Raw genomic sequence first — 17,418 nt, 5'->3', positions numbered from 1 at the left:
GGAGGCTTTCCCTGGCAGGATCGATCCTTGCATGTGATTTGTGGACAGCAGTGGATAGACCTCCCACGAGTGAGCGCGGGATAGCCCAACAACCTGGAAAGTTGCCCCAATAGTCGCTCTTCATGCTTGTTCCCGGAAGGGGTTTGAAGGGCCTTGATGAGGGTGAAGGACTCAGAGGTCCCTCCTAGCCCGTAGGGTGCAGAAACGTGAGAGCTATCCGCCGGTTTACCGTCCGCACCGTCCTGCCCGCGGAGCTGGCCGCGCTCGGCGAGCTCGTCCACAATCTCCGCTGGTCATGGCACCCGGAGACAATGGACCTCTTCGCGGAGGTCGACGCCGATCTGTGGGAACAGGTCGGCCATGACCCCGTGGCCCTGCTCGGCGCCGTCACCCCGGCCCGGCTCACCGAGCTGGCCGCCGACCGCCGGTTCCTGCGCCGCCTCGCCGACGCGGCGGACGACCTGCGCGAATACATGACCGCTCCACGCTGGTACCAGACGCTGCCCGACAGCGCGCGGGCCATCGCCTACTTCTCGCCGGAGTTCGGCATCGCCGCCGCGCTCCCGCAGTACTCCGGCGGCCTCGGCATCCTCGCCGGCGACCACCTGAAGGCCGCCAGCGACCTGGGCGTGCCCATACTCGCGGTGGGCCTGCTCTACCGCCACGGCTACTTCACCCAGACGCTCTCACCCGAGGGCTGGCAGCTCGAGCACTACCCGTCGCTCGACGCCGGCGGGCTGCCGCTCAGCCTGCTCAAGGAGCCCGACGGCACGCCCGTCAAGATCCGCCTGTCGCTGCCCGACGAGCGCGTCCTGCACGCCCAGGTGTGGGTCGCGCAGGTGGGCCGGGTGCCGCTGCTGCTGCTCGACTCCGACGTGGCCGAGAACGACAACGCGGCCAGGGACGTCACCGACCGGCTCTACGGCGGCGGCACCGACCACAGGCTCATGCAGGAGCTGCTGCTCGGCGTGGGCGGCGTACGCGCGATCCGCGCCTACTGCCGCATCACCGGCCACCCCGAGCCCGAGGTCTTCCACACCAACGAGGGCCACGCCGGCTTCCTCGGGCTCGAACGCATCCGCGAGCTGACCGAGGCCCGCATGTCGTTCGACGAGGCGCTCGAGGCGGTGCGCGCGGGCACCGTGTTCACCACCCACACGCCCGTGCCCGCCGGCATCGACCGCTTCCCGCGCGACATGATCGAGCGGCACTTCGGCGGCGCGAACGCCTGGCCGACCGTGCCCGTCGAACGCATTCTCGCGCTGGGCGCGGAGTCCGATCCGTCCAGGTTCAACATGGCCGTGATGGGCATGCGCCTGGCCCAGCGGGTCAACGGCGTCTCCAAACTCCACGGCGAAGTCAGCCGGGAGATGTTCAAAGATCTCTGGCCCGGTTTTGACGTGGACGAGGTGCCGATCGGCTCGATCACCAACGGCGTCCACGCCCCCACCTGGGTCGGCCGCGAGCTCATGGAGCTGGCCGGGCGCGAGGTGCCCACGCTGGTGGAGCGGGCCCGCGGCTGGGAGGACATCCAGAAGATCCCCGACGAGGAGATCTGGCGGATCCGCGGCCAGTTGCGCAGGCGGCTGGTCGAAGGGGCCCGCGTACGGCTGCGCAAGTCGTGGCGCGAGCGCGGGGCCTCCGACGCCGAGCTGGGCTGGATCGACGACGCGCTCGACCCCGAGGTGCTGACCATCGGGTTCGCGCGGCGGGTGCCGTCGTACAAGCGGCTCACGCTCATGCTGCGCGACCCGGCTCGGCTCAGGGAGCTGCTGCTGCACCCCGACCGCCCGGTGCAGATCGTGATCGCCGGCAAGGCGCACCCCGCCGACGAGGGCGGCAAGAAGCTGATCCAGCAGATCGTCAAGTTCGCCGACCAGCCGGAGGTCCGCCACCGGATCGTGTTCCTGCCCGACTACGACATGGCGCTCGGGCAGCTCATGGTGCAGGGCTGCGACGTCTGGCTGAACAACCCGCTGCGCCCGCTGGAGGCGTCCGGCACCTCGGGCATGAAGTCCGCGCTCAACGGCGGGCTCAACCTGTCCATCCGCGACGGCTGGTGGGACGAGTGGTACGACGGCACCAACGGCTGGGCCATCCCCACCGCCGACGGCGTCGCCAACCCCGACCGCCGCGACGAGCTGGAGGCCGCAGCCCTCTACGACCTCATCGAGGACGAGGTGTCCGACCGCTTCTACGACCGCGCCTACGACGGCCTGCCGCGCCGCTGGATGGAGATGGTCAAGCACACGCTGGCCTCGCTCGGCCCGAAGGTGCTCGCCGGGCGCATGCTCCGCGAGTACGTGCTCAACCTCTACAACCCGGCCGCCGCCTCCGCCCGCGCGCTGTCGGCCGACTCCTACGCCCCCGCCAAGGCGTTCGCCGCCTGGCGGGTGCGGGTGACCAGGGCCTGGCCGGGAGTGCGGGTCGAGCACGTCGAGGCGACGGGCGTGGGCGACACGCCGGAGGTCGGAGCCTCGATCGAGCTGCACGCCACGATCGCGCTCGGCGACCTCGATCCCGATGACGTGCAGGTGCAGGCCGCGTACGGGAAGGTCGGGCCGCACGACGAGCTGGAGCGCCCGTCGTATGCGACGCTGTCGGTGCAGTCGGTGGACGACGACCGGCGCGCCCACTACACGGGGAAGGTGCCGCTCGACCGCACCGGCGCGTTCGGCTACACCGTGCGCGTCGTCCCGCACCACCCGCTGCTCGTCACCCCGGCGGAGCTGGGCCTCGTCACCGTGCCCGAGGAACCGACCGGCATGACGAACGGGACATTGCGCTAGGACAGCGGCATTCCCTCGTGCGGCCAACTATGCGGTCAACACGGCATAATCAGGGGGTGGACGACAGCGGGAACGGCCTGCGGGCCGACACTCTGGTGGCCACGGTCCGCGGTGTGCTGCCGTCGCTGACGCCTGCCGCCCAGACCGTCGCCCGCCTCATCCTCGAAGACCCCGCGACGGTGGCCAGGAGCACCATCACCGAGCTCTCCGCCGCCTCCGGCACCAGCGAGGCCACGATCGTGCGCACCGCGCGGCTGCTCGGCTTCTCCGGCTACCCGCAGCTCAGGCTGGCCTTAGCGGCCGCCGCCGCACAGCCCGACCGGCTGGTGCCCGGCGACCTCGCCCCCGACGACCCTTTGTCGGAGGTCATCCACAAGGTGGCGCGGGCCGAGTCGGAGGCGATCAACGACACCGTCGCCCAGCTCACCTCCGAGCGGCTCGGCCTGGTGGTCGACGCCATCGTCGGCGCCCGCAGGATCGACGCCTACGGCGTCAGCGCCTCGGGCCTGGTCGCCGAGGACGTCGCACAGAAGCTGATGCGCATCGGCCTGTCCAGCCACGCCTTCCAGGACGCCCACCTTGCGCTGACCAGCGCCGTGCTGCTGCGTGAAGGTGACGTCGCCATCGGCATCAGCACCTCCGGCGAGACCCCCGACGTGCTGGAGCCGCTGAGCCGGGCCAAGGAGGCGGGGGCCACCACGGTCGCCATCACCAACAACCCCCGCTCCTCGATCGCGGAGCTGGCCGAACACGTGCTGATCTCGGCCGGGCGCGAGACGGAGTTCCGTCCCGGCGCCCTGGCCAGCAGGATCAGCCAGCTCCTCGTCGTCGACTGCCTGTTCGTCGGCGTCGCCCAGCGCACGTTCGACTCCTCTCAGGAGGCGCTCGAAAGCACCAGGCGCGCCGTCACCGAGTTCACCCGGAGAACATCACCCGGACGTCGTCAGCCTTGACGAACATGACGCGGTGGCCGAACTGGATCTGCAGGTACTTGGTCTTGCCGCGCACGACCGTGTGGTCCTCCAGGTTGAAGGTGACCGCCCGGTAGTACTCCGCCGGCGCCACGCCCGCGAGTGTGTACTTCTCGCCCGCCGAGAACGTGTACTGCAGCGGGGTCACCTCCTGGTACGGGATGCCCTCCGGGTACGCCTCCTGCTCGGGGTAGGCCCTGCCGTACACCGGCACGGTCTCCTTGCCCGGCTTCGGGGTGACCACCAGGCCCATGGACGGCACGGCGGTCGGGTTCGATGCCGGGTTGTGGAACCACGCCTTCTGACCCAGGTACCAGATGGCCGTCCAGTCGCCGCGGCGCTCGGCCACGGCGAAGCGCTGGCCGGTGCTGGCGCGGGCGCTGTGGTCGTACACGCTGTAGAGGGACTCGCCGGTCGGGTGCTTGCCGATGTCCTTCACCAGCGGCGCGTCCTCGCGCGGCTCCGTGCGCAGCCACACGGTGCCGGCCGGCAGCGGCGGGCAGTCGGCCTCCGGGTTCTGCCGGTCGCAGCCGTAGAAGTACGGCTTGTTCGTGGCGAAGTCCGGCTTGATCATCACCGCGCCGGAACGCGGGCCGCCCAGGCCGTGCAGCGGCGCGCCCATGAGCTGGAAGTAGTGCGCCCAGTCCCAGAACGGGCCCGGGTCTTCGTGCATGCCCTGCACCGTGGACGGCAGGGTGCCGGGGACGTTGTCGTGGCCGAGGATGTGGGCCCGGTCGAGCGGCACGCCGTGCCTGAGCGCGAGGTAGCGGACCAGGCGGGCCGACGAGCGGTACATCGCCTCGGTGTACCAGGTGCCGCCCTCCGCCAGGAAGCCCTCGTGCTCGATGCCGACGGACTTGGCGTTGATGTACCAGTTGCCCGCCTGCCAGGCGACGTCCTTGGTCTTGATGTGCTGGGCGATGTGGCCGTCGGTGGAGCGGACGGAGTAGTGCCAGCTCGCGCCGTAGGTGGGGTCCTGGTTGAGGCGGATGGAGGGCAGGAAATATCCCTCCATGTCGTGGATGATGATGTATTCGACCTTCTGGCTGGCCGGGCGGTTCGCCAGGTCGTAGTGGCCGTAGTCGTCGTTCGGCAGCTGCTCGTACGCGGCCGGGATCCACTCGCACGAGATCGAGGCCGGGCACTCGATGCCGTCAGGACGCACCGGCGGGCGCAGGCCGAGCTTCTCCAGCCACTTCGTGATCGCGTTCAGGCGCGGCATGGCGGGCAGGCGGACCCGCTGGCCGTCGTCCGTCGTCCGCTCGGCCCCCTCCTTGATGATCGAGAAGACCTCGTCGGCGAAGAACTTGGCCGCGCCCGCCTCCTCGGCGCCCGAGTACTTCGCGACCGCGCCGTACCACTGGCCGGGGTCGTCGCTGAGCGGCGCGCCGAGCGACTTCTGGTAGTCGGCGAGCAGCGCCGCGCCGCCGCGGATGTTGGCGGCGGCGTCCGTACGCAGCCGCTCGCGGCTCTCGCCGGTCAGCTGCGCGGCCCGCTCCATGGTGCGCAGCGAGGCCGGCAGCTCCTCGGGTGCGGGCCTGGGCTCGGGGGCGGGCAGCGGACGGCTCTCGTCGCCGCGCGCGTCCTCCTTGCCCGCGTCATGATGGTTGCCTGCGGTGAAGGCGGCGGCGTCGGTCAGGTGCATGGGGCCGAAGCCCGCGTCGACGGACGGCTGCCCGGCGTGCGCGTCCCACCGGGACGCCAGGTAGGAGACGCCCAGCAGCACGCTCTCGGGGACTCCGAACTCCTTCGCCGCCGCCGCGAACGCCTGCTGCCGATCGGCCGGCGCCTGCGCCTCCGCCTGGGCGGGGCTCGCCGGCGTTAAGGCCAGCAGGGCGACCAGCGAGGTCGCCAGTAGTCTGCGCATGAACCACTCCTCGGGACTGGGGGGGCGCATATCGCGACTCAGCGTCTCAACATTTTCCTTCTCAGGCGAGATCTTTGCGAAGATATTTTTCAGCTCTTAATGCTCTTCGCCGCCACACCGGCCGTCCCTCGGGGTGGGGGGTGAGATGCGTTCGCTGTCGCATCGGCTGTTCCTCGGGGTGGGTGAGATGCGCCTGTCGCCACATTGGCCGTTTCTTGGGGTGGGGTGAGATGCGTTCGCTGCCGCATCGGTCGGGCCGAGGTGGTGGGTGGGAGGCGCTCGCCGCCGGGCTGACGCGCCCCGGGGTGGAGTGGCGCTCGCCCGGGGAGCCGTGCTTCGGAGCCGAGCGCACTCGCCGACGGCCGCACCTCAGCCTCGGCCGACGTGAGGCCGAGGACGCCAGGGGCCGGGCGCGCTCCGGCCGGCGTCGCCACACCGAAGGCCGGCGGGTCCCTCCGTCACGGGACGAGGACGACCTTGCCTGTGGTGCGCCGGGATTCGAGGGCGGCGTGGGCCTGGGCGGCCTGCTCCAGCGGGAAGGTCTGTACGGCCGGCACGAGCGTGCCATCGGCCGCGGCGGCCAGGGCCCTGGACTCGTACTCGGGCCTCTTCTCCGGATGCTCGTGCAGGAGCTGCAGGGCGCTGGTCGCGGTGAGACCGCGCGCGTACAGCTCCTCGTCCGCAGGCCAGAAGTCCGCACGGGAGGCGTTGCCGATGGTGACGTACCGGCCGCCGTCGGCCAGCAGCCCGAACGCGGCGCGCCCCTTGTCGCCGCCCACCCCGTCGAGCACCGCCGTGACCTTGCGGCCCCCGAGGTGCCCGGCGACCTCCTCGTCCCAGCCCGGCTGGTTGTAGTCGACGGCGAGGTCGGCACCGAGGTCGCGGACGGCGGCCACCTTGGCGGGCCCGCCCGCCGCGCCGACCACGGTGGCGCCGATGCGGCGGGCGTACTGGACGACCAGCCGCCCGATCCCGCCGGCCGCCGACGTCACCAGCACCACGTCGGCGGAGGTCAGCGCGGCCACGTCCAGGAAGTGCATCGTGGTGGCGCCGGTGACGATCATCGCGGCGGCCGTCACGTGGTCCATCCCCTCGGGCAGCGGGTGCAGGGCGGTCACGTCGGCGACGGCCAGCTCGGCGTACCCGCCGGGACGGCCGCCCGAGGTCACCACGTCACGGCCGATCCAGGACGGATCCACGTCCGGGCCGACGGCGTCCACGCGGCCCGCGACCTCGCCGCCGAAGATCGTCGGCAGCTCGGGCAGCGGCGGCATGATCCCTCCGGTCGCCCCGGACCGCATGACGGTCTCGATGAAGTGCACACCGGCCGCCTTCACGGCGATGCGCACCTGGCCGGGGCCGGGCTCGGGGTCGGGGACCACCTCGTAACGCAGGTTCTCGGCGGGACCGAAAGAGTGCAGAACGACGGCATGCATGGGGTGCTCCAAGAGAAGACGGATCGGGTTCGCCTTCCGAGCGTGCAACGTCAAGCAAGCTTGAGGTCAACCTTGTGCGGCTCGGGCCGGCATTCGCCCGTCGCCGCTGCGCCGTCCGTCGCCTATCGCCCCGCAGCCCGATGCCGGCGAGCCGGTGACGTCGGGGCTGTCAGTCGACGTCCGGCGCCGCCGGGCCGGTGATGTCGGGGCTGTCAGGCCGCTTCCGTCGCCGGCGAGCCGATGTGAACATCCGCCGCGTGGTCAGGGGGGCGGGTCTGAGTGCCGGCCGGTGCGGTGGAGGCCGCGCCGCCCCGCGGCGGGCGGGCGGCGTACGGTGTGCCACGATGCCATCTCGACCAGGAGTGGGCGCGGGCCCCCGACGGGAGGCCCGCCCGACCGGAAGAGGCTCGTGCGTGACCAGGTGGACCGTCAACTGCTCTCTCCTCTATACCGACCTGCCGCTGCTGGAGCGACCACACGCGGCGGCCGCCGACGGGTTCGGCGCGGTGGAGTTCTGGTGGCCGTGGCCGGTGGCGGTGCCGGAGGATCGCGAGGTGGAGGCGTTCGTCCGCGCGATCGAGGACGCGGGCGTACGCCTGACCGGGCTCAACTTCTTCGCCGGTGACATGGCGGCAGGAGACCGCGGCCTGGTGTCGTGGCCGGGCCGTACGAAGGAGCTGCTCGACAACATCCCGGTCGTGGCCGCCATCGGCGAGCGGCTGGGCTGCCGCGCGTTCAACGCCCTGTACGGCAACCGCATCGACGGCGTCGCCCCGGAGGAGCAGGACGAGCTCGCACTGGAGACGCTGACCGCCTGCGCCGCAGGAGTGCCCGGCACCGTGCTGCTCGAACCGGTCAGCGGCGCGCCCCGCTACCCGCTGCTGACCGCCGCCCACGCGGTGGCCGTGCTCGACCGGCTGGCCGGGGTGCGGAACGCGGGCCTGCTCGCCGACTTCTACCACCTGGCCGTGAACGGCGACGACGTGCCGGCGGCCATCGACCGGTACGCGGGCCGCATCGCGCACGTCCAGATCGCCGACGCGCCGGGCAGGGGCGCGCCGGGCACCGGGGAGCTGCCGTTGCAGCGGTGGCTCGACGCTCTGCACGCCACCGGCTACGACGGGTACGTCGGCCTTGAATACCGGGCGGAGACCGCCGGCGCGTTCGCCTGGCTGCCCAGGGAGCAGCGCGGCGGCCACCCCGGCGCAGCGTCCAAGGCGCCGTCCGACACAGCGTCCGACACAGCGTCCGACACAGCGTCCGACACGGGAGGATCATCGCAGTGACCGCCATCGCCTTCATCGGCCTGGGCATCATGGGCAGCCCCATGGCCGTGCACCTGGTCAACGCCGGGCATGACGTGACCGGCTACAACCGCACACCGGCGAAGGCGCGCCCGCTGGCGGAGGCGGGCGGCCGGGTGGCCGAATCGGTCGCGCAGGCCGTGACGGGCGCCGAGGTCGTGGCGATCATGGTGCCGGACTCGCCGGACGTCCAGAACGTGCTGAGAGGCGACGACGGCGTCTTCGCCCACGCCGCGCCCGGCACGCTGATCATCGACTTCTCCACCATCCGCCCCGATGTCACGCGCGAGCTGGCCGAGGAGGCGGGGCGCAGGGGCCTGCGCTACCTCGACGCCCCGGTCTCCGGCGGCGAGGCGGGCGCGCGCAACGCCACCCTGTCGATCATGGTGGGAGGGGACGCCGAGGCGTTCGAGGCGGCCAAGCCGATCTTCGACGTGGTGGGCAAGACCGTCGTGCACGTCGGGCCGAGCGGGGCCGGGCAGACCGTCAAGGCCGCCAACCAGCTCATGGTCGCCGCCCACATCGAGGCGCTGGCGGAGGCGGTGGTGTTCCTGCGGGCGTACGGGGTGGACCTGGAGGCCGCGCTGGAGGTGCTGGGCGGCGGGCTCGCCGGGTCGGCGGTGCTCGCGCAGAAGCGGAAGAACATGGTCGAGCGCACCTTCGAGCCCGGCTTCCGGATCGAGCTGCACCATAAGGACCTGGGCATCGTCACCTCGGCCGCCCGCGAGGCCGGCGTCGTGCTGCCGCTCGGCGCGCTCGTGGCGCAGCTCGTGGCCGCCGCCGACGCGAACGGCGACGGCGGCCTCGACCACTCGGCCCTGCTGCGCGGCGTCGAACGGCTCTCCGGCAAGGCGTAGTTCTCAGGGGAGGCGGGCGCGGCAGACGTTCTCAGCGGCAGACGTTCTCAGGGGAGGCGGGCGCGGTAGACGTCCCTGGCGCGCTCGTACAGCCGCAGGTGGTCGTCGAGCTGCTCGGGGGAGTCGAACACGCCGAACCGGCGCACCAGCTCCGCCAGCCGGTCGAGCCAGGCCAGGCACCACCGCACGTCGGCCTCCCTGGCCACCGCGCGCCCCGCGACGTCGAGGTAGACGGGGCTGGTGTGCGCGTGCGCGCCGTCGGCGCGCATGGTGCGCGGGTGCGGCCCGCCGGTGGCGACGGCCACCACGTACGTCGGCTCCGTCACCTCCAGCGTGGCCGCGAGCCGTCCCGGCGGCCCTTGGGCGAGCACGCCGTCGGCGGTACGGATCTCCAGCGTGTCGACCTCGGGCCCGATGGACTCGACCGTGATCTCCACCCGCTGCCCAGGGGCCAGGTCGAGCCGGTCACCCGGCCCATGCCCGTCCACGGTGAGCTCCAGCCACGGCCCGGTGGTCGCGAAGGTCCGCCCGGCCCTGATCGCCTCTGCGTACGACTGCGCCGTCAGCGGCCCATCGACCCGGGCGTACACGCGTTCCCAGCCGGGCGGTCCCGAGGAGGTGCCCCGGCGGCAGAACGACAGCACGGCGTCGGTCCCCGCGGTGACGGCGAGCCGGTTGCCCGCGCCGATGAGCCGCCGGTAGACGGCCGCGGTCGCGGCGATCGAGGAGTGGTTGAGCACGTCGAGCGAGTCGATCAGGCCGAGTGCCGCGTCGGCGACGATCTCCCTGGCCGAGCAGTTGCGCGCCCTGTCGAGCACGACGTCGGGCGGGTCGTCGTCGGTGAACGGGGTGTGGAACGGGTGCCCGTACCCGGTGAGCCCGCCGAGCGAGCGCAGCTCCTCCAGCGCGACCGCGTTGGCCGGCCAGTCCACGGCCCCGGCGAACCCGGTGTGGTAGCGGCTCGGCGTCCGCCGCAGCCCGAACGCGGTGAAGTGGCCCAGCAGGTCGCTGCGGTACTCGACGCCGATCCTGGCCAGGTGGCGTTCGTCCGACCAGGGCAGGTCCTCGCCCACCCAGTGCTCGAGCGCCTCCCGGTCGTAGACCCGCTCGCTCGCCACATTGCCCGCGACGAGGTTGAGCACGTGCAGGTCCTCGCCGTGCTGGGCGGCGGCGGCCAGTGCGGGCGCGGCCGGTTCCTCGCCCATCCAGTTGAGATGGACGTGCATGTCGCCGCCGTACCAGCCGCGCGCGGCGGCGTCGTAGATCCGCTCGGGGGTCAGCTCGACCAGCGTCTCGCCGCCCGGCTGCGGGGTCACGACGGCCTCGGCGGTGCCGTACTCCATGCCACGGGTGACGGTCACGGTGAGCGGCTCGGCCGGTACGTCGAGCACGATGTCGTCGCCGTGGAAGAACGGCCGCCGCAGCCCGTCGAGCTTGGGCGGCGCGCCTTCTGGGTACCAGCCCTGCCCGTTGCCGCCCGTGACGCTCCACCGGCACGGGAACCCGGCGCGCAGCCGCAGCCTGGCCGCCGGCGCCCGTCTGACCAGCGGCGAGAGATCGACCGGCTGACCGTCCACGCTGACCGGCCCGGCCACCTCGACCACCTTGGCCCCGCCGGGCTCGACCACGTACGTGGTGCCGTCCACGACGACCGTGACCGGCTTGTCGCGGCTGGAGTCCAGCAGCAACGGCGTACGTAAGGGGCGGTCGTCCACCACCACCCGGGGCTCGGCCGCCACGGCGCAGCCGTCCGGGGTGAGCCGCAGCGCGGGCAGGTGGATGGGGGTCTGGCCGCCGAGGGCGTCGCGGACGAGCCGGTCGAGCTCCACCTCGCCGAGGTGGTCCTCCAGCTCCTCCTCGGGCACATCGGGCAGCCGCGCGGCCATCTGCCGCAAGCCCATGGGCCAGAAGTCGCGGTCGTTTCGCAGGTAGAGGGTGGCCCACGCCTGGACCACGTACGACAGGGGCGGCTCGCCCCAGCGGACGTCATGCGCGTCGCGCAACGATCGGTAGTCGGCCAGTGCGGCGGCCACGGGCGAAGGAAGCAGCGGATCGTGACACATCGGACACTCCCTGGAATCGGACGCGCCGTCATCGTCACACGAAACATCCGCTGTGTCCCGTCTTTTCGCGAGGGAAGCGGTGAGGGGACGGGCCCGGCGGTGCGCCGCCGAGCCCGCGTGCGGTCAGGTGCGCCGGTCGAGCCGGAACGACGGTTGCCCCGGCCTGCCCGGCTGGGCGTCCAGCGCCTTGTCGTCGAGGATCCGCACGGCCTCCTCGGCGACGAACACCCGTACGTCCTCCTTCTCGACGACCTGGTCACCGGCGTGCGGCATGCTCGCCAGCGTGACCTCCAGCGTTCCTGCCTCGTCTGCCTTCGGGGCGATGCGCAGGCCCGCCTCGGCGGGCACGTTCTCCCCGACCAAGAGGTCGCGGATGGCGACCACGGCGTTATCGGTCAATGTCAGCACGAGCTGCTCCTTTGTCCTCTTGGAACCCTCCGACTCCCCCGGCCCGGGAGCGGCAAACACATGCGCGCGGGGGTCGCGGGTAGCGGGGACGGCATGGGAGCAAAGACCGCGGGAGCCGTCGTCGAGGCGCTGCTCGACCGCTACGGCAGCACGTACGCGGGCGAGGCGGGGATCAGGCTCGCCGACCGCCCCAAACCGCTCTACCAGCTTCTGGTGCTCGCCACGCTGCTGAGCGCGCGCATCTCGGCGGACGTGGCGGTGGCGGCGGCCAAGGAGCTGTTCGCGGCCGGATGCGGCACGCCCGAGGGCATGCGGAAGGCGACCTGGCAGGACCGGGTGGACGCGCTGGGCCGCGGGCACTACCGCCGCTACGACGAGCGCACCGCCACCATGCTCGGCGACGGCGCCGAACTGATCATCGACCGCTGGAAGGGCGACCTGCGGCGGCTGCGCGACGAGGCCGGCGGCGACGAGCGGCGGATGGCGGAGCTGCTGATGGAGTTCCCCGGCATCGGGCCGGCGGGCGCCGACATCTTCCTGCGCGAGGTGCAGGCCGTCTGGCCGCAGGTCGCACCGCACCTGGACCGGCGGGTGCTGGACGGTGCGGGCAAGCTGGGCCTGCCGCGCCAGGCGGGTCCGCTCGCGGAGCTGGCCGGTTCCGGGGCGGACCTGGCGCGCCTGTCCGCCGCGATCGTCAGGGTCGCGCGCAGCAAGAAGTCCGTGGACGAGGTCATGGCGGCGGCGGGCAGGTGATCTCCGGCTGTTAGGTTCGGGTCATGGGTGAGTTTGTGAGCGTCGAAGTGGCCGACCAGATCGCCACGATCCGTCTCGACCGTCCGAAGATGAACGCGCTCAACGGCCAGGTCCAGCGGGAGCTGGCCGAGGCGGCGACGCTGATCGACGCCGATCCGCAGGCGCAGGCGGTGATCCTGTACGGCGGTGAGCGGGTGTTCGCCGCCGGGGCCGACATCAAGGAGATGTCCACCATGTCGTACGCCGACATGGCCGCGCACTCCGCCACCCTCCAGGGCGCGCTGAACGCGGTGGCCCGCATCGGCAAGCCGGTCATCGCCGCCATCACCGGCTATGCCCTGGGCGGCGGCTGCGAGCTCGCGCTGTGCGCCGACTTCCGGGTGGCGGGCGAGTCGGCCAAGCTGGGCCAGCCCGAGGTGCAGCTCGGCCTCATCCCCGGCGCGGGCGGCACCCAGCGCCTGCCCCGGCTGATCGGCCCGTCCCGCGCGAAGGACCTCATCTTCTCGGGCCGCCACGTCGATGCCGCCGAGGCGCTCGCCATCGGGCTGGTCGACCGGGTGGTGCCGGACGAGCAGGTCTACACCGCCGCGCTCGAGTGGGCCGCCACCTTCGTCGGCGGGCCGTCCTTCGCGTTGCGCGCCGCCAAGCGGGCCATCGACGACGGTCTTGAGACCGATCTGCAGACGGGCCTGGAGATCGAGCGGCTGCACTTCTCGGGGATGTTCGCCACCGAGGACGCCAAGATCGGCATGCGGGCGTTCACGGAGCGGACCAAGCCGAAGTTCACCGGTCGCTGAGCGTTCTCGCGGCCTATCTGGGCGGATATCCAACAGAAGCCAGAACATCCGGTTACCGGCGTCCAAAGGTGGATTCGTTTGCCACTATGGTGGCCTTCCATGAAGCGCGTCCCGGTCCCGGCGCGGCTCAAAAAGGCCGTGCGCACGTGGTTCGACTCTCGTTACATCTCGATCGCCGATCACCGGCAGGACATCAAGGACGCGCTCTGGGAGGTCCAGACGCTGCGGCGGGAGATGGCCACCCTCCAGCAGGAGGTCAAGCGCCTCCAGCAGGAGGTCGAACGGCTGCGCAAGGCCCGCCAGCCGGTGATCGACAAAAAGAAGATCGACGACACCCACCGCCTGGCCCAGGAGACCGCCAAGGCGCTCGACGGCGTGCTGCAGAACGAGGTCCTCGTCTGGCAGGCCATCGACCAGCTCAAGGATCAGCTCCGAGACGAGCGCCGGAACGAGCGCCGTGACGAGCGGGGCCGTGCCGAGGAGCAGCCGTGCGCGTGACCTGGACGGGCGCCGCGCACCTGAGCTTCCGCCTCGACCCCGAGGACGAGATCACCGGCAGGGCCTCCGACGAGTACCCGATCAAGCTGGCCATCAACTCCTGCTCGATCCGCGGGGTCCCGGAGGACGCACACCCCGACCTGTACGCCGTCGCCGCCTGGACGGTCGTCGCCCCGTGGACGCGCAGGCGCGTCACCTTCGACCGGGCGATCTCCGCCGAGCTGGCCGAGGCGCTGCACGCCGGCTGGGGCGTCGAGGCGGGCCCGGTGGGCGCCGAGCGGCGGCGTCCCGGGTCGCGGCTGGCCATCTCCTACAGCGGCGGCGCCGACTCGGTGGCGGCCGCGACGATGTACCCGGAGGCGCCGTTCGTGCACTTCCGCCGGGTGGCGCATCCGCGCGTGCCGAACCGCTGGCCCCACTACCGCTCCGACGTGCTGGCCAAGCTGGCCGCCCAGACCGGCCGCGAGCTGACCGTGGTGGAATCCGACCTGGAGTACACCCTCGCCGAGCCGCGCCCCGGCTACCCCGAGCACCACGCGGTCGCCGCCGGTGCGCTGCTGCTCGCCGACGCGCTCGACATCGGCGGCCTGGGGTTCGGCTACGAGATGGGCTCGCGCTGGCTCGGCGGCGGCCGCTACCTGTGGCGCTACACCCCCGACAACCCCATGTGGGCGCCGCACGGCCGCTGGGGGCGGTTATTCGCGGCGGCGGGCGTGCACATCGTGCTGCCCGTCGGCGGGGTCAGCGAGGCGACCACGATGCGGCTGGCGCTCGGCTCGCCGCTGCGCGAGCAGGTGCGCTGGTGCCTGCGCGGCGTGGACGGCCCCTGCCGCAACTGCGGCAAGTGCCTCTACAAGGAGCTCATCCAGGCCGCCGTGGAGCGCCGCCCGCTGAACACGCCGATGAAGCCCGAGCATCCCGCGGTCAAGAAGTACCTCAAGAAGCCGCCGTACGGCGGCCAGGAGATGATCCAGTACGGCCTGGCCCGCGTCCCCGGCATCGAGAACACCGTCTTCGCCCCCGCGCTCGACTACTTCGACGTCAGCGAGGAGACGACGCGCTGGCTCGACCACTGCTACCCGCCGGCGCTGGAGGAGATCCCGGAGCCTTGGCGCGCGCAGGCGGCCGCGTTCATCGAGGCGAACGTCGGGTTGATGACGGAGTCCGAAGTGCGCCAGGTGGAGACCTGGGGGAGTGGAGCGACGGCGTGAAGGTCTATCTGTCGGTCGACATGGAGGGCGTGACCGGGCTGACCGATCCGGAGGAGATGCACGCCGGCAAGCGCGGCTACGAGCGCGGCTGCGAGCTGATGACGGCCGACGCGAACGCCGCGATCGAGGGGGCGTACGCGGCCGGGGCGAGCACCGTGCTGGTCAACGACGCCCACGGCTCCACCAAGAACCTCAGGATCGACCTGCTCGACCCCAGGGCGACCCTGGTCAGGGGGCCCGGCAAGGCGCAGCGGATGGCGCAGGGACTCGACGGGTCGTTCCAGGCGGCCTGCTTCGTCGGCTACCACGCCCGCGCCGGGGTGCCCGACGGCGTGCTCAACCACACGTGGATGGGCAAGGAGATCCAGAACGTCTACCTCAACGGCGAACTGTGCGGCGAGACCCGCCTGGTCGCGGCGTGCGCCGGCTTCCACGGGGTGCCCGTGGTGCTGGTGACCGGGGACGAGGCGGTCGGCGAGGAGGCCCGGGAGCTGCTCGGCGACGTCGAGACCGTGGCGGTCAAGAAGGGCATCGACAAGTTCTCGGCCGAGCTGCTGCCGCCGAGCGTGGCCCAGGCCAGGATCCGTGAGGCCACCGAGCGGGCGCTGAACCGGTTGACCGACTTCACGCCGTACGTCGTGGAGCCGCCGTACACGCTGGGCGTGGAGTGGAACTCGACCGCCATCGCCGCGGCCGTCGCGCTCGTGCCGGGCGTCAAGCTCGCCGGGACCCGCCACACCGAGTTCACCACCGACGACTTCACGCAGATCATGGCCCTGTTCGGGATCTTCGCCACGATCGGCGGCCAGGTCGCGTGCGGCAGCGGCCCCTATGGCTGACGGCGAGACCGGCGGCAAGGAAGCCGTCAAGGAGACGCGCAAAGGGGCCGGTAAGGGCGGCGCGCTCACCCGGCGCGGCCTGCTCGTCGGGATCGGCGCGGCGGGCGGCGCGGGCGCCATGTACGCCGCCATGGGCGCGCTCGGCCTGGCGCCCACCGGGCAGGACAAGGAGTTCACGCCGCCGCGCGAGGGCGACTTCACGCTGCGCGGCAAAGCGTCGGCCAGCGTCGTGATCCTGGGCGCCGGGGTGGCGGGGCTCACCGCGGCGTACGAGCTGGGCAAGGCCGGCTACGACTGCACGCTGCTGGAGGCCAGGCCCAAGGCCGGTGGCAGGAACCTCACGCTGCGCGGCGGCGACCGCGTGACCGAGCTGAACGGCCCGGCCCAGGACGTGACGTTCGGAGAGGGCGTCTACTTCAACGCGGGCCCCGGCCGTATCGCGCCGTGGATGGTCACCCTCGACTACTGCCGCGAGCTGGGCGTCCCCATCGAGACGTTCGTCAACTCCAACGCCGCCGCGTACGTGCACGTCAACGGCAAGACGATGCGGGCCCGCACCGCCCGCGCCGACATGTACGGATATGTCGCCGAACTCCTCGCGAAGGCCACTGACACCGGCGCCCTGGACAGAACCCTCACCAGGGACGACAAGGAGCGCCTGCTGGAGTTCCTGAGGCGCTTCGGCGACCTCGGACCCAGGCTCGACTACACCGGCTCCGACCGGCGCGGCTTCGCCGAGTGGCCCGCGGTCGGCGCCGGCACCCCGCTCGACGGCCCCGGCACCCTCCGCCAGGTGCTGGCCGCGGGCACCGGCAGGGCGATCACCAACGACTTCGGCTTCGAGCAGGCCACGCCCATGTTCCAGCCCGTCGGCGGCATGGACGCGATCGTCACCGCGCTGCAGAAGGCCGTCGGCACGGACCGGATCAAGACCGGCGCCAAGGTCACCAAGATCACCACGATGGACGACGGCGTCGAGGTCGCCTACACCGGCGGCGTGATGAAGGCCGACTACTGCATCGCCACGCTGCCCCCGCACATCCTCGCGAGGATCCCGCACAACCTCGGCCCCCAGGTCACCAGCGCGCTGGCCAAGCCGACCCCGGTCGCCGCCGGCAAGATCGGCCTGGAGTACGCCACCCGCTGGTGGGAGCGCGAGGACCGCATCTACGGCGGCGTCACCGAGACCGACCTCGACATCACCCACATCTGGTACCCCTCGCACGACTACCACGCCGAGCGCGGCCTGCTCGTCGGCTACTACAACACCGGCCCCGAGGCCGAGCTGTACGGCGCGCTCAGCCCCGAGGACCGCAGGCGCAGGGCGCTCACCCAGGGCAAGAAGATCCACGGCGAGAAGTACCGACAGAACGTCCTGTCCAGCGCCTCCGTCGCCTGGCACCGGCAGGAGCACATCGAGGGCGGCTGGGTGCGCTGGCCCGCCTTTGATTCGTCGTTCACTCTTCTGCAACGCCCGGCCGGAAGGGTCTACTTCGCGGGCGACTGGCTCACCCATCTCATCGCCTGGCAGGCGGGGGCCATGGAGTCGGCCCGCGCCGTCGTCACCAAGCTGCACCAGCGCGTGTTGCAGTCGCCGTGACGCCGCACGCTGCTTCTGACGGCCG

The 17,418-nt window shown here is 71.9% G+C and carries 14 protein-coding genes; 10 read left to right on the top strand and 4 right to left on the bottom strand.

Going from position 1 to position 17,418, the window contains the following annotated elements; genetic code table 11:
- Positions 1–206 precede the first annotated feature (206 nt).
- Positions 207–2,789: an alpha-glucan family phosphorylase gene (glgP, locus tag AB0K67_RS15400; RefSeq protein WP_364059172.1), complete on the top strand. Its 2,583-nt coding sequence runs from the start codon at positions 207–209 to the stop codon at positions 2,787–2,789.
- A 56-nt stretch (positions 2,790–2,845) separates the two neighbouring features.
- The gene (locus tag AB0K67_RS15395; protein WP_364059169.1) at positions 2,846–3,742 is read left to right on the top strand and encodes a MurR/RpiR family transcriptional regulator; all 897 of its coding nucleotides are present in this window, start codon (positions 2,846–2,848) and stop codon (positions 3,740–3,742) included.
- Here AB0K67_RS15395 and AB0K67_RS15390 read toward each other — a convergent pair.
- Both AB0K67_RS15390 and AB0K67_RS15385 read right to left on the bottom strand, forming a co-directional pair.
- On the bottom strand, positions 3,705–5,627 hold the full coding sequence (locus AB0K67_RS15390; RefSeq protein ID WP_364059166.1) for an N-acetylmuramoyl-L-alanine amidase: 1,923 nt from the start codon (positions 5,625–5,627) through the stop codon (positions 3,705–3,707). The genes AB0K67_RS15395 and AB0K67_RS15390 overlap by 38 nt on opposite strands.
- Positions 5,628–6,085: 458 nt before the next feature.
- On the bottom strand, positions 6,086–7,063 hold the full coding sequence (locus AB0K67_RS15385) for a zinc-binding dehydrogenase (protein ID WP_364059163.1): 978 nt from the start codon (positions 7,061–7,063) through the stop codon (positions 6,086–6,088).
- A gap of 413 nt (positions 7,064–7,476) precedes the next feature.
- Here AB0K67_RS15385 and AB0K67_RS15380 point away from each other — a divergent pair, with 413 nt between their 5' ends.
- Both AB0K67_RS15380 and AB0K67_RS15375 read left to right on the top strand, forming a co-directional pair.
- Complete coding sequence (locus AB0K67_RS15380) at positions 7,477–8,349, top strand: TIM barrel protein (RefSeq protein ID WP_364059160.1); 873 nt, start codon at positions 7,477–7,479, stop codon at positions 8,347–8,349.
- Positions 8,340–9,224: a 2-hydroxy-3-oxopropionate reductase gene (locus tag AB0K67_RS15375; RefSeq protein ID WP_364059579.1), complete on the top strand. Its 885-nt coding sequence runs from the start codon at positions 8,340–8,342 to the stop codon at positions 9,222–9,224. The genes AB0K67_RS15380 and AB0K67_RS15375 overlap by 10 nt, the downstream gene beginning before the upstream one ends.
- Positions 9,225–9,271: 47 nt before the next feature.
- Here AB0K67_RS15375 and AB0K67_RS15370 read toward each other — a convergent pair whose 3' ends face one another.
- Both AB0K67_RS15370 and AB0K67_RS15365 read right to left on the bottom strand, forming a co-directional pair.
- On the bottom strand, positions 9,272–11,287 hold the full coding sequence (locus AB0K67_RS15370; protein ID WP_364059157.1) for a CehA/McbA family metallohydrolase: 2,016 nt from the start codon (positions 11,285–11,287) through the stop codon (positions 9,272–9,274).
- A 123-nt stretch (positions 11,288–11,410) separates the two neighbouring features.
- Positions 11,411–11,695, bottom strand: coding sequence for a Fe-S cluster assembly protein HesB (locus tag AB0K67_RS15365; RefSeq protein WP_364059154.1), 285 nt, complete (start codon positions 11,693–11,695; stop codon positions 11,411–11,413).
- A gap of 93 nt (positions 11,696–11,788) precedes the next feature.
- Between AB0K67_RS15365 and AB0K67_RS15360 the strand changes: the two genes are divergently transcribed.
- The 6 genes from AB0K67_RS15360 (at position 11,789) to AB0K67_RS15335 (ending at position 17,393) form a co-directional block, all read left to right on the top strand.
- Positions 11,789–12,448 (top strand): endonuclease, encoded by a 660-nt coding sequence (locus tag AB0K67_RS15360; protein ID WP_364059151.1) that lies wholly within the window; start codon positions 11,789–11,791, stop codon positions 12,446–12,448.
- A gap of 23 nt (positions 12,449–12,471) precedes the next feature.
- Complete coding sequence (locus AB0K67_RS15355; protein ID WP_364059148.1) at positions 12,472–13,245, top strand: enoyl-CoA hydratase-related protein; 774 nt, start codon at positions 12,472–12,474, stop codon at positions 13,243–13,245.
- A 99-nt stretch (positions 13,246–13,344) separates the two neighbouring features.
- On the top strand, positions 13,345–13,743 hold the full coding sequence (locus AB0K67_RS15350) for a hypothetical protein (RefSeq protein WP_364059145.1): 399 nt from the start codon (positions 13,345–13,347) through the stop codon (positions 13,741–13,743).
- The gene (locus AB0K67_RS15345) at positions 13,734–14,954 is read left to right on the top strand and encodes a DUF6395 domain-containing protein (protein WP_364059142.1); all 1,221 of its coding nucleotides are present in this window, start codon (positions 13,734–13,736) and stop codon (positions 14,952–14,954) included. Before AB0K67_RS15350 ends, AB0K67_RS15345 begins: the two co-directional genes overlap by 10 nt.
- Positions 14,951–15,793: a M55 family metallopeptidase gene (locus AB0K67_RS15340; protein WP_364059138.1), complete on the top strand. Its 843-nt coding sequence runs from the start codon at positions 14,951–14,953 to the stop codon at positions 15,791–15,793. Before AB0K67_RS15345 ends, AB0K67_RS15340 begins: the two co-directional genes overlap by 4 nt.
- Positions 15,786–17,393, top strand: a complete 1,608-nt coding sequence (locus AB0K67_RS15335) for a flavin monoamine oxidase family protein (protein ID WP_364059135.1) — start codon at positions 15,786–15,788, stop codon at positions 17,391–17,393. Before AB0K67_RS15340 ends, AB0K67_RS15335 begins: the two co-directional genes overlap by 8 nt.
- Positions 17,394–17,418 lie beyond the last annotated feature (25 nt).

The organism is Nonomuraea sp. NPDC052634 (assembly GCF_040678535.1).
GTDB classification, from domain to species: domain Bacteria; phylum Actinomycetota; class Actinomycetes; order Streptosporangiales; family Streptosporangiaceae; genus Nonomuraea; species Nonomuraea fastidiosa.
Note: the sequence above shows the minus strand (reverse complement) of the source record. Positions and strands in the feature narration are given on the sequence as shown.

Excerpts from the sequence above, each read along its gene's own strand:
- AB0K67_RS15335 (WP_364059135.1), top strand. The coding sequence starts at position 15,786 with ATGGCTGACGGCGAGACCGGCGGCAAGGAAGCCGTCAAGGAGACGCGC.
- AB0K67_RS15350 (WP_364059145.1), top strand. The coding sequence starts at position 13,345 with ATGAAGCGCGTCCCGGTCCCGGCGCGGCTCAAAAAGGCCGTGCGCACG.
- AB0K67_RS15390 (WP_364059166.1), bottom strand. The coding sequence starts at position 5,627 with ATGCGCAGACTACTGGCGACCTCGCTGGTCGCCCTGCTGGCCTTAACG.
- AB0K67_RS15385 (WP_364059163.1), bottom strand. The coding sequence starts at position 7,063 with ATGCATGCCGTCGTTCTGCACTCTTTCGGTCCCGCCGAGAACCTGCGT.
- AB0K67_RS15370 (WP_364059157.1), bottom strand. The coding sequence starts at position 11,287 with ATGTGTCACGATCCGCTGCTTCCTTCGCCCGTGGCCGCCGCACTGGCC.
- AB0K67_RS15360 (WP_364059151.1), top strand. The coding sequence starts at position 11,789 with ATGGGAGCAAAGACCGCGGGAGCCGTCGTCGAGGCGCTGCTCGACCGC.
- AB0K67_RS15355 (WP_364059148.1), top strand. The coding sequence starts at position 12,472 with ATGGGTGAGTTTGTGAGCGTCGAAGTGGCCGACCAGATCGCCACGATC.